Source organism: Sphingomonas sp. M6A6_1c, from assembly GCF_053345135.1.
Genome location: NZ_JBKEZO010000005.1, coordinates 303,336 through 318,455 on the forward strand (window position 1 = coordinate 303,336; position 15,120 = coordinate 318,455).

Below are 15,120 nucleotides of genomic sequence, written 5' to 3' on the forward strand. Positions count from 1 at the left end.
CTTCGTCCGGCTCCGATGGAGCACGACGAAGCTGTCGACCCGCTTGTGCCCGACGCGGCGGTGCGGCCCGCGCAGAAAACGACATCATCATAAAACGTCCTTGTTACAGTTAGTTAGCTCGATTATTGATGTCCGATTCCGGCAGGCTTGGGCAGGAAGTGACACATCGCCCGAGCCCAAAGTGCAACTTCTTGCCCTATGCCGGGCGGACGGGTATTCGGGGGCGGTGAGTCTCCGCTTCCCGATCCGCGGCTGGCCCTGGCTGGCGGGCGTGCTGCTGCTGGCCGTCGTCGCCGCGCTTCTCGCCGGCGTCGCGGCGGAGCGATGGACGATCGCGCAGCAACGGGTCGAGGTGGCGCAGGACGCGCGGCTGCGCGCCGCGCTGCTCGACAGCGAGATCGCCCGTTTCCGGCTGCTGCCGCTCACGCTCGCCGACGATCGCGACATCGCCGCGGCGATCGCCGGTACCGGGGCCGCGCGCGCCGCGCTCAACCGCAAGCTGGAGGCGCTGGCGCGCGTCACCGGTGCGCCGGCGATCTATGTCGTCGGGCGCGACGGCTGGTCGATCGCGGCGAGCAACTGGCGCAGCCCGCGCGCCTTCGTCGGCATCGACTATCACGATCGCCCCTATGTCCGGCAGGCGGAGGCGCGCGGCGAGGGCAGCCATTTCGCGGTCGGCAGCGTCAGCCAGCGCCCCGGCCTCTATCTCGCCGCGCGCACCGCGACCGGCGGCGTCACCGTCATCAAGCTGGAGTTCGACCGGATCGAACGCGCCTGGGCGCACGGCGGCGGGATCAGCTTCGTGCACGACGCGGCGCGCCGCATCCTCGTCACCAGCCGCCCCGGCTGGCGCTTCGAGACGCTGACGCGCGGCGCGGCGGGGACCGTCGCACTCGTGCCGCTCGGCGACGGCCGGGTGCGGATCGCCGGTGCGCGGCCGACGTTCGTCGCGCAGGCGGTGCCGGTGCGCCAGGCGGGCTGGCGATTGGTGCAGATGCGCCCCGTCGATCGTGCCATCGCCTCGGCCCGCGGGTTCGCCGCGGCGGCGGCCGGCGCGAGCGTGATCGCGCTCGGCGTGATCGCCTGGACGCTGCGGCTGCGCGCGCTGGCGCAGCGGCGGCGGACCGGCGAACTGGAGGCGGCGGTCGCCGAACGCACCGCCGACCTGCGCCGCGAGGCGGCCGAACGCGCGCTGTCGGAGGCGCGCGGCGCCGAATTGCGCGAGGCGCTACGCCAGGCCAACCGGCTCGCCGCGCTCGGCCAGATCACCGCCAGCGTCGCGCACGAAACCGCGCAGCCGGTCGCGGCGATCCGCACCTATGCCGAGACGAGCCGGATGCTGCTCGATCGCGACCAGCCCGACGAGGTGCGCACCAATCTGCGCACGATCGCGCAACTCGCCGACCGCGTCGGCGTGGTGACCGCGCAGCTGCGCGCCTTCTCGCGCCGGCAGCCGCATGAATTGCGGCCGGTGTCGCTGGCCGAGGTGATCGACGGCGCGCTGCTGATCGTGCGCGAACAGCTCGAGGATGCGACGCTGGACCGGCCGTCGATCGATCCGGCGCTGATGGTGGTCGGCGGCAAGGTCCGGCTCGAACAGGTGCTGGTCAACCTCGTCCAGAACGCGCTCGATGCGCTCGCCGGCCGGGCGGACCGGCGCATCACGCTGACGCTGGTCGAGGATGCGGCGCACGTCCGTCTGCGGGTGGCGGACACCGGCCCCGGCATCGACCCGGCGATCGCCGCCGGCCTGTTCACGCCGTTCAACACCAGCCGGGCGGCGGGACTCGGCCTCGGGCTCGTCATCGCGCAGGACATCATGACCGACCTCGGCGGCTGGCTGCATCATCTGCCCTCGGCGAGCGGGGCGCTGTTCGAGATCGGGATGCGGCGCGCATGACCACGATGGACAAGGCGTTGGTCGTCGCGCTGGTCGACGACGAGGCGGACCTGCGCGCGGCGGCATCGCAATTGCTCGGGCTGCATGGCTTCGAGGTGCGGCCGTTCGCCGACGCGCGCAGCGCGCTGCCCGAACTCACCGCCGATTTTCCCGGCATATTGATCACCGACGTCCGCATGCCCGGCATGTCGGGGCTAGAACTGATGGACGCGGTGCGCAGCCGCGACGCCGATCTGCCGGTGCTGCTGCTCACCGGCCACGGCGACATCGGCATGGCGGTGGAGGCGATCAAGAACGGCGCGTGGGATTTCCTGTCCAAGCCGTTCGATCCCGAGGCGCTGGTCGCGGCGGCGGTGCGCGCGGCGACCGCGCGCGGGCTGACGCTGGAGAACCGGCGGCTGCGCGCGCTCGCCGACGAACAGCAGGGCGAGACGCTGATCGGCGACAGCCTCGCGATCCGGCGGCTGCGCGGCATGATCCCGCTGCTCGCCGATGCGCCGCTCGACCTGGTGATCGAGGGCGAGGTCGGCACCGGACGCGAGCATTTCGCGCGGCTGGTCCATCGCGCCGGGCGGCGCGCGCGCCATCGTTTCCTCGTCATCGATTGCGCGACGGTGCCGGTGGCGCTGGTCGAGCGCGAGCTGTTCGCGCGCAACGGCCCGATCGACCGCGCGCATCGCGGCACGTTGTTCCTCGACCATCTCGAAGCCGCCGGGCCCGAATTGCAGAACCGGCTGGCGCATTTCGCCGAAAAGCGCGCGCTGCCGCTCGATGGGCGCGATCCGCATGCGGTCGACGTGCGGATCGTCGCCGCGCTGGAGGAGGGACAGCGCGATCGCATCCTGCCCGGCCTGTTCCACCTGCTCGCCGGCGTGCCGCTGCGCCTGCCGCCGCTGTCCGAGCGCAAGGAGGATATTCCGATGCTGTTCGCGCATTTCGCCGCGCGCGCCGCCGAGCGCCATCGCTGCGCGGTGCCGGCGCTCGCCGATCACGCGATGCGGCTGGCGGCGCGGCCATGGCCGGGCAACGTGCTCGAACTGGAGAAAGCGGCGGAGCGCATCTGCCTCGGCCTCGACGACGGCGTGCCGAGCAGCGGCGAGCCGGCCTCGCTTCCCGAGCGGCTCGATGCATTCGAACGCGCGACGATCATCGACGCCATCGCCGCCGCCGACGGCGAGATCGCGGCCGCGATCCAGGCGCTGAAACTGCCGCGCAAGACCTTCTATTATCGCGTCAACCGGCTCGGGATCGATCTTCGCGCGATCCGTCGCCAGAGCCGTCCGTGACGGCCTGATCGCGAACGGGCGGGGGCAAGGTGGCAAGGCCGGCGGCGGACAGGCGGTAGACGCCGGGGCGGACCCGCTCGAACCATCCATAGACGTTGTTGCGCAGGATCGCGCCGGCATCCTCGGCGAGATGCTTGAGGTCGCGCGGGCGCATCTCCGCCGGGCCGATCCCTAACGCGCAGGCGATGGCGCGCTGGCGATAGGCGGTCATGATCGGCCGGCGCGTCGATCCGCCCTGCGTCGGGTCGCCCTTGCGGCCGGCATGTTCCTTGAGCAGCCGGCGCCGCTGCGGCAGGTTCGCGCGCGGGCGATAGGCGACCGGCTCGCACAAGACCGCCACCGTGCCGAGGCGCAGGTCGACGGTCAGCAGCCCGACGCCGAGCAGCCGGCACAGCCGGGTGACGCGGCCGTCCTGATCGCGACCGCGGCGGCTGGCGACGACGGCGAGATAGATATGGTCGGCGCAGCGCAGCCGATCGACCGCCTGGAGGACGAGTTCGAGCGTGAACGACAATTTGAGTTCGGCGATGACGAGGATCGGCGGCTCGCCCGGCTTCAGCCCGACCGCGTCGCATCCGCAGATCTCGCCCTTCACCGCGAAGCCGTGCGCTTCGAGGAACGCCTTGACCGGCGGATAGAGCGCGGTCTCGCTCAGGCGGACGCCGACGGTCGTCGCCGCGGCTGCGATATCGGTCATCTAGGCGCGGACGGCGACGGCGAGATCGCTGCGCACCGGGCCGAGCGTCGCGCGCAACACGCCGCCATGGCTCGTCGCGGTGGTGCGCGCCCGGATCGCGCCCTCGCGCGTGTCATATGCGGTGACGTCGTAGCGGCCGTCCGCGAGCCCCGGGATCGTCAGCATCGCGGGCGCCGCGTCGTCGCGCGGGGCGATCGTGCCCGCCTTCGACATGCTGTCGGTGCGCACTAGCCAGGCGAGCGCCTGCGCCGCGTCGCCGCAGCCGATCGCCTGCACGCCGGCATCGTCGCAGGCCATCGCGCCGGTCAGGTTGCGGCGGCGGAAGCGCGTCCAGTCGATGCACGGCAGGAACTCGGCCAGCGCGCGCTGCGCCTCCCGCATGCCGGGGGTGAGCACGTGGGGATGGCGGTTGGGCCAGCGCATCCCGCCGCCCGCGCCGCCGCTGGCGAGATGCGCCCATTGGATATGGCGGAAATATTCGTCGTCGAACGCGGCGGCGAGCGTGCGCTTCTTGTCCTTGAAGCTGTGGATCGGGCCGTGTTCCGAATCGAACACCGGCCGGCCGCTGCCCGCCTCGTTCACCGCGGTCTGCATCAGCCGCGCGACCGCGAGCGCCGGCATCACCGTGTCGCGCGGCGCGTCGATCGTGCCGCGCTCGTAGAGATGGGTGTTGGCGAAATCGAGATCGGGGTGGCGGAAGATCGGCTCGGCCAGCCCCGGGTGGTTGATCAGCTCCGGCCCGAAGATCGACACCGTCTGCAGATTGGCGACGCCGCGCCGCGCGATCTCGTGGTCGCGCAGCCACGGTGCGATATCGGCGATGAACGGCGCCACTGCGGCGGGATCGTCGCCGCCGTGCGCGGGGTGGATCTCGTTCCAGATGTCCCAGGCGAACAGCGCCGGGCTGCCGCCCCAGCGATCGCTGGCGAACGCGAGCCGCCGCTTGATCGCCGCGCGCGTCGCGGGGCAGGTCAGCCACGTCCGCGGGCTGGCGCACACCCCGCCATTGGCCCGGTTGTAGGGATGGTGGCGCCAGCGGACCCACATGAAGAACGTGTCGTAGGGGGTGAGCAGCACGTGCAACCCGACCTTCTCGAGCAACGCGAACAGATCGTCCCAGAAGCCGACCATATTGGGCACGAAACGCCCGACCGGCCGCTCGATATAGCGATGTTCCCCGTGGCAATATTCCAGCATCAGCCGGATACAGGTGACGCCGTGATCGCGCAGCCAGAGCAGATGCCGCTCGACCGCCGCGATGTCGCGCCGGCGGAACAGCGTCGCGAGTTCGGGCCAGATCACCGCATCGTTATGCCCGATCGGCGTCCATGCGGCGCCGTGTTCGGTGACGAAATAGGGCAGGCCGGGCCGGACCTGGATGCGGGGCGAAGACGACACCGCGCTCGATTACCCCCGGCCCCCGCGAATGACCATCCCGCTCCTCCGTCCGGCCGGAAGATCGTCGATCTGCCAGCTAGATGTCGAACAGGAAGCGGAACCAGCCCCGGTACATGCCGCCGATCGCGATCAGGCAGGCGACGACGAGCAGCGCGACCGCGGCATAGACGACCGGCCCCGGCTGCACCTTCTCCGAACGCTTGCTCCTGTCGATCATGCCGCACCGCCTTCCGCATGCGATCGTCGCCGTGACGGCCGATCCTGCCGCGAGCAGGGTACAGATCGCCGACGCCGGTCGCAACGGAGGGGTGACGGCGAGCCCCGACCCGGCCAGCCGCCACATCCCCCGAATGATCAGCGGGTTACGCCGGCTGGCCGTTGCCGCCGGTGGCGCCGAAGATCTGGCCGGTCGAATAGCTCAGCGCCGGATCGGCGGCGGCGACGTAGAGGCCGGCGATCTCGGCGGGCTGCCCCGCACGTGCCAGCGGCGAGTCGCTGCCGAAGCTCTTGAGCTTGTCGGGCGTCGCGCCGCCGCTGACCTGCAGCGGCGTCCAGAACGGCCCCGGCGCGACCGCATTGACGCGGATGCCGCGGCTGCCGAGCTGTTTGGCCATGCTCTTGGTGAAATTGAGCACCGCGGCGCGGGTGAGCGCGTAATCGACGATGTCGGGCGAGGGGTTGCCCGCCTGTTCGGACGAGGTGTTGACGATCACCGACCCGGCACCCATCCGCTCGACCGCCGCCTTGGTCAGCCAGAAGGGGGCGTAGACGTTGGTCTTCATCGTATCGTCGAAATCCTGGCTGGAGATGTCGGCGATGCCGGGGCGGGTCTGCTGCCGCGCGGCGTTGTTGACGAGGATGTCGAGCCCGCCGAGCTGCTCGGCCGCCTGCTGCACCAGCTTGCGGCAGAAGCGTTCGTCGCGCAGATCGCCGGGGATGGCGACCGCCTTGCGGCCCTCCGCACGGATCAGCGCGACGACTTCGCGCGCATCGGGCTCCTCCGCCGGCAGATAGTTGATCGCGACGTCGGCGCCCTCGCGGGCGTAAGCGATCGCCGCGGCGCGGCCGATGCCGCTGTCGCCGCCGGTGATCAGCGCCTTCTTGCCGGCGAGTCTGCCCGATCCCTTGTAGCTCGTCTCGCCATGGTCGGGGCGCGGCGTCATCTTGCTGGCGAGGCCGGGCCAGGGCTGGCGCTGCACCGGATAGGGCGGCTTGGGGTAAGCGGCGGCGGCGGGCGTCGTGGCGGCGGCGGCGCCGCCGGCCTGTGCGGCGGCGGCATTGGCGGCGGCGGCGGTGCCGGCAGCCAACGCTGCCCCCGCCACGAAGGTGCGGCGTGTGGTATCGGTCATGATCGTTACTCCCGGAAAGATCACGACCAGAAGCGACGACCGATCGGTTCCGTTCCGAACCCATCGGGCTGACGACGCAAGGATCGGCAGCCCGGTACGGTTACAGACCGTAGGAGAGGCGCAGATAGCCGAAGCGGCCGGGGATGTCGTAGGTGGTCGGGTCGAAATTGTTGAGGCTGCAGCTGAAGCAGGCCGGCGGGTCCTTGTCGAAGACGTTGTTGACGCCGAAGGTGAAGGCGAATTTGGCGTCGAGCCAGCTCGGGCGGACTTGCAGCTGCGCATCGCCGTACAGCCGGCTCTTCAGCTCGTTCTCCGCCGCGATCTCCTGGACGTTGTCGATGTAGCGCGCGGTGATGCTCGCGGTGACCGGGCCGAGCGTCCAGTCGATCGTACCCAGCCCCTTGAAGTGCGGATAGGCCTGATCGGGTGAGCCCCGCTCGGTGCCGACGTAATCGGTGGTGGTGAAGCTGTCGGTCGCCGGGGTGCGCTCGGCATATTTGAGCAGGTAATTGCCCGAGACGTAGAGGCCGAAGCGGCCGGCGCCGGTCTCGCCCGACCGGATGGTCAGCGTCGCGTCGATGCCTTTGGTGCGGACGCCGCCGGTGTTGAGCAGCAGGCCGTTGATCGCGGTGACGATGCCGCTCGGCGCGCGGCGGATCGCGGTGCAGCTCAGGGCGTCGCCGGTTTCGGCGCAGCGGCTGAGCAGCACCTGCGCCGGGATCGCGGCGATCGCGCCGTCGACCTTGATGTCGTAATAATTGACCTCGAGGCTGAGCGCCGAGAGCGTGCCGTTGCGCGCCCAGCGCGGGCTGTAGACACCGCCGAACAGCAGGGTGCGCGCGGTCTCGGGGCGCAGGTCGGGGTTGCCGCCGGTCAGCACCGGCAACTGGCCCGACGGCTCGGCATAGCTGCCGCTGGCGGGAACGCCGTTGGCGACGCAATTGGCGCGCACCGTCGCGTTCGTCGGGAACAGGCCGCCCGCCGCGCTGGTGCAGGGATCGTCGATCGTCGCGTCGTAGCGCGACTGCGCGCCATAGAGTTCGCCGATCGACGGCGCGCGCAGCGATTCGGCATATTGGCCGCGCAGCAGCAGGTCGTTGAACGGCTTCCACAACGCGCCGCCGCTGAACGTCGTGTTGCTGCCGAAGGTCGAGTAATTCGAATGCCGGACCGCGCCGTTCAGCTCGAACGAGGCGATGGCGGGCAGGTCGCGCAGCAGCGGCAGGCGGATCTCGCCATAGACCTCGTCGACGTTGAACCGGCCGCTCGCCGCCTGCGCGGGGATGTCGGCGCCGAGGCCCGCCTGGATGATCGGATCGGGGGTGAAGCTGCCGAACTGGTAGCGATGCTCGTAGCCGATCGCGATACCGACCGGACCGCCGGGCAGATCGAACAATTCGCCCGACAGATTGGCGGTATAATCGTTGAGCGTCTGGCGGCTGCGATCGCGTTCGTCGAAGCCGATATAGCCGAGCATCGCCGGGGTGATCGAACCGACGCCGCCGAAGAAGTTGAACGGCACGCAGTCGTCGGTGCACTGGCTGACCGGGCCGATCGCGCGGGCGAGGCGGGCGGCGTTGATGTTGCCGGTGAAGAGCTGCTTGGCGTCGTTATAGCCGAGCACCGCATTCACGTCCCAATACCAATTGCGGTCGAACATCCGGAACTTGCCGTCGAGCGTGCCGGTCAGCGACATGGTGTCGACCTGCTGGCTGTAGGTGCGCTGCCCGGCCTCGACGAGGCGGCGGAAGATCGCGGTGTAATTCTGCCCCGGGGTCAGCGTGACGCCGAACGGATTGTACGGGTTGGTCGCGTCGACCGACAGCCCGTCGAGCATGTTGCCGTTGCCGACGTCGGGGCCGATGCCGAGCGGCAGATAGGCCGCCTGATTCTGCGAATTGCGCCGGTTGTAGACCGCCTTGACGCTGAGGTTGATCGCGTCGGAGAAGCGCGCGCGGGCGTTGACGAAGCCGCCGAACCGCTCGACCGGGGTCAGGAAGTAATTGAACGGCGCGAAATTGTAGCGGTCGGCGGCGGTGAACGCCTTGAAGTCGCCGGTCGCCAGCGTCGGGTCGTAGACCGGGCGGCCGCTGGCGACGGGGCCGCGCAGCGTGATGTTCTGGCCGTTGACCAGGAAGCGACCGAGCGGGGTGAAGCTGGAACAGCCGCCGATCGGGTCCGAACAGCTCGTCTGGCCGGGGTTGGGGAATTGCGAGATGCTGCGGTTCGCCGCGCTGACCGATTCCTGCTTGGTGTAATAGCCGCCCGCGACGACATGCACGTCGTCGCCGCCGACGCCGTAGCTGAGCTGGTAATCCTGCGTCTTGCCGTCGTTGTCGCCGAGGAACTGGCCGTATTGCGCCGAGCCCTTGAAACCCTTCTGGCTCTGTTTGGTGATGATGTTGACGACGCCGGCGATCGCGTCCGAACCATATTGCGGCGAGGCGCCCGATTGCAGCACCTCGACGCGTTCGATCATCGACGAGGGGATCGAGTTGAGGTCGACGGTTGCGGGAATGCCGCTCGCCGAGGCGCCGTTGACGAAGCGCAACCCGTCGACCAGCACCAGGGTGCGCTTGGCGCCGAGATAGCGCAGGTCGAGCACCGCCGAGCCGGCACCGACGCCGCCGCCGTCGGGCGGGTTGCCGAAATTGCCCGAGCTGTTGAACTTGGAATTGAGCCCGCCCGACGAAGCCGGCAGCCGCTGCAACACGTCGGCGATCGAGGACAGGCCGGTGCGCGCGATCGCGCTATCGTCGATGGTGACGACGGGGGAAGGCTGGTCGAGCGGATCGCGGCGGATGCGCGACCCGGTCACGACGATATCCTCGGCGGGGGCCTCGGTCGCTGCGGGTGCGGTCGGCGTCTGCGGATCCGTCGCCAGCTGCGCGGCGGCGACCTGCGCCGACAGCGCCAGCCCCGCCATCATCGCTAGGCTCGATGATCGCATCATCCACGTCGTTGCACACATTGCTCATTCCCCTTGTCTCGCGGCCTTTGCGGCGTCGCGGGAGGAATATGCAGGATTGTTGCGGCGCGGCCATATCATAGGCCGCGGCAAGAACCGTTATGGCAACATTTCGGTAATGATGTTGCAGTCCGGTAACATGGCGACGGAAATAGTGCACGGATATCGGGCAGTCGGGGCGGCCGCTGCCTTGTGATGCGGCACGATGCCGCCGATAGGCGCGGCCATGACCGATCATCCCGCACCACCCGGCATGCACCCGCGCGAATTCGTCGCGTTCATCGCCGCCGTCATGGCGGTCAACGCGCTGGGCGTCGACCTGATGCTGCCGGCGCTCGCCGATATCGGCCGCGACCTGCTGGTGAGCCAGGCCAACCACCGGCAATGGGTGGTGACCGTCTATATGGTCGGCTTCGGCGCCGGCCAGCTCGTCTACGGTCCCCTCGCCGACCGGCTGGGGCGGCGGCCGGTGCTGATCGCGACGCTACTCGGCTTCATCGCGGCGAGCGTCTTCGCGGCGAGTTCTGCGACGTTCGCCGCGCTGCTCGGTGCGCGGCTGTTGCAGGGGCTGATGTCGGCCTCGACGCGCGTGCTCGCGGTGGCGATCGTCCGCGACGGCGCCTCCGGGCGGCAGATGGCGCGTACCATGTCGATCGCGCAGATGATCTTCTTCATCGTGCCGATCCTCGCGCCGACGCTCGGCCAGGGGCTGCTCGCCTTCGGGCCGTGGCGGTTCATCTTCTACGCGCTGGGCGGCTTCGCCGCGTTCGTGCTCGCCTGGTCGCTGGTCCGCCTGCCCGAAACGCTGCCGGTGGCGCGGCGGCTGCCGCTGTCGCTCGCCAATCTGCGGCAGAGCTATCGCCTGACGCTGACCAACCGCTATTCGATCGGCTATGCGGTCGCGGCGGCGCTGACCTTCGGCGGGATCATCGCCTTCGTCTCCTCGGCGCAGCAGATCTTCGTCGACGAATTCGGCGCGGGGCGGCGGTTCACCCTGTTGTTCGCGATCTGCGCCTTCTCGATGGGCGTCGCCTCCTTCGCCAACAGCCGGCTGGTCGAGCGGCTGGGGACGCGGCTGATCTCGCAGGCGGCGGTGCTGGCGCTGATCGCGCTGTCGGTCGTCCATCTGATCGTCATCCAGGCGGGGCAGGAGACGCTGGTCAGCTATATGATCCTGCAGGCGCTGAGCATGACCTGCATCGGGCTGTGCGGATCGAATTTCGGTGCGATGGCGATGGAGCCGGTCGGCCATATCGCCGGCACCGCCTCGTCGGTGCAGGGCTTCATCACCAGCATCGGCGCGGTGCTGGTCGGTTCGGCGATCGGCCAATCCTATGCCGGCACGACGCTGCCGCTGGCGATCGGCTATCTGCTGATCGGGCTGGCGGTGCTCGCGCTGATCTGGGTGGTGGAGAAGGGCGAGCTGTTCCGGCCGCGGATGGCGGGTTAGCCGTATCGGCGGCCGTTAGGTAGGATCGACGTTCGTGTGAAGAAAATTCCTCCCCCGCCAGGGGGAGGTGGCATGCCGAAGGCATGACGGAGGGGGCGGACACGGAACCGAGGTCGTCGCTTACCTCCCCCTCCGTCACCGCTTCGCGGCGCCACCTCCCCCTGGCGGGGGAGGACTTTCTCCGCCCAATCTTACAGCAATTTGTCGAGGGTGATCGGCAGGTCGCGGATGCGCTTGCCGGTGGCGTTGAAGACCGCGTTCGCCACCGCCGCGCCGACGCCGGTGATGCCGATCTCGCCGACGCCGCGCGCGCCCATCGGCGTGTGGGGGTCGGGGATGTCGGTCCACATCACCTCGATCTCGGGCACGTCCATGTGCACCGGCACGTGATATTCGGCGAGGCTGGGGTTCATGATCCGGCCGTTGCGCTCGTCATATTGCGTCTCCTCCATCAGCGCGAGGCCGAGCCCCATGATGATGCCGCCGCGGAACTGGCTCGCCGCGGTCTTGGGATTGAGGATGCGGCCGCAGTCGAACGAGCCGAGGAAGCGGCTGACCCGCACCTCGCCGGTCACCGTATTGACCCGCGCCTCGCAGAACATCGCGCCGTGCGAGTGCATCGACCAATGCATCGTCTCGAGCGGCATCGGCGGCGTCGCCTCGACGACGACGGTGTCGCGTTGCGCGCGCGCGAGGATCGATACGTAGCTTTCGTGGCGCGTCGGCTCGTCGAGCTTGGCGAGGCCGCCGTCGATCCCGCCGACCTCGTCGGCATCGAGCCCGGCGAGCGGCGAATCGTTGCCGGCGAGCTTGAGCAATTCGCCGACCAGAGCGCGATGCGCGGCGATCACCGAGGCGCCGATCGCCGCGGTCTGCTGCGACCCGCCGGCCATGACGACGCCGGGCAGGCTGCTGTCGCCGTAGCGGAAGGTCACCTGCTCCATCTCGAGCCCGAGCCGGTCGGCGGCGACCTGCGTCTGCGCGGTGGCGGTGCCCATCCCCATGTCGTGCGCGGCGATGTCGACCGTCGCATGGCCGTGGCGGGTCAGCGTGATCCGCGCCGCGCCGCCGGGCATCCGGTAATAAGGGTAAGTGGCGGTGGCGACGCCCATGCCGACCAGCCATTCGCCCTCGCGGCGGGCGCCCGGCTTGCCGCGCTGCGCCCAGCCGAAGCGGGCGGCGCCGTCGCGATAGGCCTTCTCGACCTCGCGCGACGAGAAGGGCGCGCCGGTGGTCGGGTCCTTCTCGGGCTCGTTGCGCATCCGCAGCTCGATCGGGTCGATATCCATCGCCACGGCGAGTTCGTCGATCGCGCTTTCCAGCGCGAAGGTGCCGACCGCCTCGCCGGGCGCGCGCATGAAGGTGTTGGCGACCATGTCGAGATAGGCGACCTCGACGTCGAGCTTCATCGTCTTGCTCGCATAGGCGCTGCGCGTCGGCAGGATGAAGGGTTCGGGCAGGACGTTGTGATGGCTCATCGCCACCGTGCCGGTGTGGACGAGCGCGTCGAAGCCGCCATCCGCCTGCGCGCCGATCGCGACGCGCTGTTCGGTGATCGTGCGGCCGCCGACGATGCGATAGACGCCCTCGCGCGACAGCATCAGCCGCACCGGCCGGCCGGACAGCTTGGCGGCGGCGGCGGCGAGCACCTGATGCTGCCACAGCCCCTTGCCGCCGAAACCGCCGCCGACGAACGGCGAGGTGACGTGGACCTGATCCTCGTCGAGCCCAAAGACGTGGCCGAGCGACCAGGCCATGTGCGCGACCATCTGCGACGCATCGTGGAGGCGCAGCGTCTCGCCCTCCCAGACGACGGTGACCGCGTGCAGCTCGATCGCATTGTGGCTGTGACGCGGCGTCGTATAGGTGGCATCGACGCTATGCGGCGCGGCGGCGAGCGCCGCATCGGCGTCGCCGCTCTCGTATCGGAGCGGCTGGCCCATGAACTGGCCGGGTTCGGTGCCGTTGGCCTTGGCCTCGTCGAGCGCGGTGACCGAGGCTTCGGCGACGTAATCGACGTGGATCAGCGAGGCGGCATGATCGGCCTGGTCCTGCGTCTCGGCGAGCACCAGCGCGACCGGCTCGCCGTTCCAATAGACGCGGTCGTCCTGCATGATCGGCAGGTCGTTGCCACCGCACGCCTTCTCCGAGGTCATGAACAGCGGCATCGGCGCCATCCGCGGCGCGTTGCGATAGGTCATCACCAGCGCGACGCCGGGCGAGGCCTCCGCCGCCGCGGTGTCGAGCGTGGCGATGCGGCCCTTGGCGACGGTGCTGAACACCAATGCCGCATAGGCCATCCGGTCGAGCGGGAATTCGGCGGCATAAGGCGCGATGCCGCGCACCTTGATGGCACCGTCGATCCGCGAGATCGGCTTGCCGACGAAGCCGTGCTGCTGGCGGATCAGCGGATCGGGGCGGCCGCCGGGCATCCAGCTGTCCGGCGCCATCTGCACCGCGGTCTGCATCGCGGCCTGCGCGGCGCCTTTTACCGCCTGTTTGGCGTCTTCGACGATGCTCATGAATCCACTCCCGCGAGGTCGGCGAGCACGGCGACGATCGTCCGCCGCGCCAATTCGATCTTGAAGCCATTGTCGCGCAGCGGCTGTGCGGGCGCGAGTTCGGCCGCCGCGGCGGCCTCGAAGGCGGCGCGGGTGGCGGGGCCGCCACGCAGCGCGGCCTCCGCCTGCGTCGCGCGCCAGGGCTTGTGCGCGACGCCGCCGAGCGCGAGGCGGACGTCGGCGACCCGCCCGTCCTGCACCTCGATCGCCGCGGCAACCGAGACCAGCGCGAAGGCATAGCTCGCGCGGTCGCGGACCTTGCGATAGGTCGAGCGCGCGGCGAGCGGCAACGCGGGCAGCTCGATCGCGGTGATCAGCTCGCCGGGTTCGAGCAGCGTCTCGATCTCGGGATGATCGCCGGGCAGGCGGTGCAGCTCGGTCAGCGGCAGCGTGCGGGTGCCGCCCGGCGCGGCGAGATGGACGGTCGCGTCGAGCGCGGCGAGCGCCACCGCCATGTCGGACGGATGCGTCGCGACGCAGGCGGACGACGCGCCGAGGATCGCATGGATGCGGTTGAAGCCGTGGATCGCGTCGCAACCCTGGCCCGGCTGGCGCTTGTTGCAGCGCGAGCCCTCGACGTCGTAGAAATAGGTGCAGCGGGTGCGCTGGAGCAGATTGCCGCCGATCGTCGCCATGTTGCGGATCTGCGCGCTGGCGCCGGCCAGGATCGCGCGGCTCAGCATCGGATATTGGCTGCGGACGACGGGATGTGCCGCCAGCGTGCTGTTGCGCACGCCCGCGCCGATGCGCAGCCCGCCCGTTTCCGTCTCCTCGATCGTGGTTGACAGCGCGGTGACGTCGATCAGCGCGGCGGGGCGCTCGATCGTCTCCCGCATCAGGTCGACCAGATTGGTGCCGCCGCCGAGATAACGGGTATCGGGCGCCGCGGCGAGGCGGAGCGCCTCGTCGGTGGCGGTCGCGCGCGCGAAGCTGAAGGGGGTCATGCCGCCACCGCCCGGTCCGCCGCCGCGGGGGCGTAGACGTCGAGGATCGCATCGACGATGCCGTTATGCGCGCCGCAGCGGCACAGATTGCCGCTCATCCGCTCGCGCAATTCGTCGCGGTCGAGCGTGATCGTGCCGCCGAGATCGGCGGTGACGTGGCTCGGCATGCCGCGTTCCAGCTCGGCGGCCATGCCGATCGCCGAACAGATCTGTCCCGGCGTGCAATAGCCGCACTGGAAGCCGTCGTGCGCGATGAAGGCGGCTTGCAGCGCATGCAGCGTCTCGCCGTCGGCAACCCCCTCGATCGTCGTGACCGACCGGCCCTCATACTGCACCGCGAGCGCGAGGCACGAGACGATCCGCTCGCCGTCGACCAGCACCGTGCAGGCGCCGCACGCGCCCTGGTTGCAGCCGAGCTTGGTACCGGAGAGGTGGAGGCGTTCGCGCAGCAGGTCGAGCAGGGAGACGCGGGGATCGTCGGGCAGCGGCACCGATGATCCGTTGACGGTGATGGGCATCGCAAATTCTCCCAAGATTTTTACCAACTTAGCCGAGGCGCAGCAGGCC

11 protein-coding genes are annotated in these 15,120 nt (G+C 69.8%); 3 read left to right on the top strand and 8 right to left on the bottom strand.

What is annotated here, in order from left to right; genetic code table 11:
* Window positions 1–226 precede the first annotated feature (226 nt).
* Both ACLBWH_RS12585 and ACLBWH_RS12590 read left to right on the top strand, forming a co-directional pair.
* Window positions 227–1,900: a sensor histidine kinase gene (locus ACLBWH_RS12585; protein ID WP_447799236.1), complete on the top strand. Its 1,674-nt coding sequence runs from the start codon at window positions 227–229 to the stop codon at window positions 1,898–1,900.
* A complete protein-coding gene (locus ACLBWH_RS12590) occupies window positions 1,897–3,186 on the top strand; it encodes a sigma-54-dependent transcriptional regulator (protein WP_447799238.1) in 1,290 nt (429 codons plus the stop codon). The genes ACLBWH_RS12585 and ACLBWH_RS12590 overlap by 4 nt, the downstream gene beginning before the upstream one ends.
* On the opposite strand, the gene ACLBWH_RS12595 is transcribed toward ACLBWH_RS12590, so the two are convergent.
* From ACLBWH_RS12595 to ACLBWH_RS12615, 5 genes are all read right to left on the bottom strand, one after another.
* Window positions 3,134–3,883, bottom strand: coding sequence for a DUF2161 domain-containing phosphodiesterase (locus ACLBWH_RS12595; protein ID WP_447799240.1), 750 nt, complete (start codon window positions 3,881–3,883; stop codon window positions 3,134–3,136). The genes ACLBWH_RS12590 and ACLBWH_RS12595 overlap by 53 nt on opposite strands.
* Window positions 3,884–5,281: a hypothetical protein gene (locus ACLBWH_RS12600; RefSeq protein ID WP_447799242.1), complete on the bottom strand. Its 1,398-nt coding sequence runs from the start codon at window positions 5,279–5,281 to the stop codon at window positions 3,884–3,886.
* A 76-nt stretch (window positions 5,282–5,357) separates the two neighbouring features.
* Window positions 5,358–5,498: a hypothetical protein gene (locus tag ACLBWH_RS12605; protein WP_447799244.1), complete on the bottom strand. Its 141-nt coding sequence runs from the start codon at window positions 5,496–5,498 to the stop codon at window positions 5,358–5,360.
* A 145-nt stretch (window positions 5,499–5,643) separates the two neighbouring features.
* Entirely contained in the window at window positions 5,644–6,630 is a 987-nt protein-coding gene (locus ACLBWH_RS12610) for an SDR family oxidoreductase (protein ID WP_447799245.1), read from the bottom strand.
* Window positions 6,631–6,730: 100 nt separating this feature from the next.
* On the bottom strand, window positions 6,731–9,559 hold the full coding sequence (locus ACLBWH_RS12615) for a TonB-dependent receptor domain-containing protein (protein WP_447799247.1): 2,829 nt from the start codon (window positions 9,557–9,559) through the stop codon (window positions 6,731–6,733).
* A 292-nt stretch (window positions 9,560–9,851) separates the two neighbouring features.
* Here ACLBWH_RS12615 and ACLBWH_RS12620 point away from each other — a divergent pair, with 292 nt between their 5' ends.
* Window positions 9,852–11,048, top strand: coding sequence for a multidrug effflux MFS transporter (locus ACLBWH_RS12620; protein WP_447799442.1), 1,197 nt, complete (start codon window positions 9,852–9,854; stop codon window positions 11,046–11,048).
* A 191-nt stretch (window positions 11,049–11,239) separates the two neighbouring features.
* Here ACLBWH_RS12620 and ACLBWH_RS12625 read toward each other — a convergent pair whose 3' ends face one another.
* From ACLBWH_RS12625 to ACLBWH_RS12635, 3 genes are read right to left on the bottom strand one after another with little or no spacing between them, the layout of a single operon-like run.
* Window positions 11,240–13,570 (bottom strand): xanthine dehydrogenase family protein molybdopterin-binding subunit, encoded by a 2,331-nt coding sequence (locus ACLBWH_RS12625; protein ID WP_447799249.1) that lies wholly within the window; start codon window positions 13,568–13,570, stop codon window positions 11,240–11,242.
* On the bottom strand, window positions 13,567–14,553 hold the full coding sequence (locus ACLBWH_RS12630; protein WP_322850770.1) for an FAD binding domain-containing protein: 987 nt from the start codon (window positions 14,551–14,553) through the stop codon (window positions 13,567–13,569). Before ACLBWH_RS12630 ends, ACLBWH_RS12625 begins: the two co-directional genes overlap by 4 nt.
* Complete coding sequence (locus ACLBWH_RS12635) at window positions 14,550–15,071, bottom strand: 2Fe-2S iron-sulfur cluster-binding protein (protein ID WP_447799252.1); 522 nt, start codon at window positions 15,069–15,071, stop codon at window positions 14,550–14,552. The genes ACLBWH_RS12630 and ACLBWH_RS12635 overlap by 4 nt, the downstream gene beginning before the upstream one ends.
* Between the last annotated feature and the right edge of the window lie 49 nt (window positions 15,072–15,120).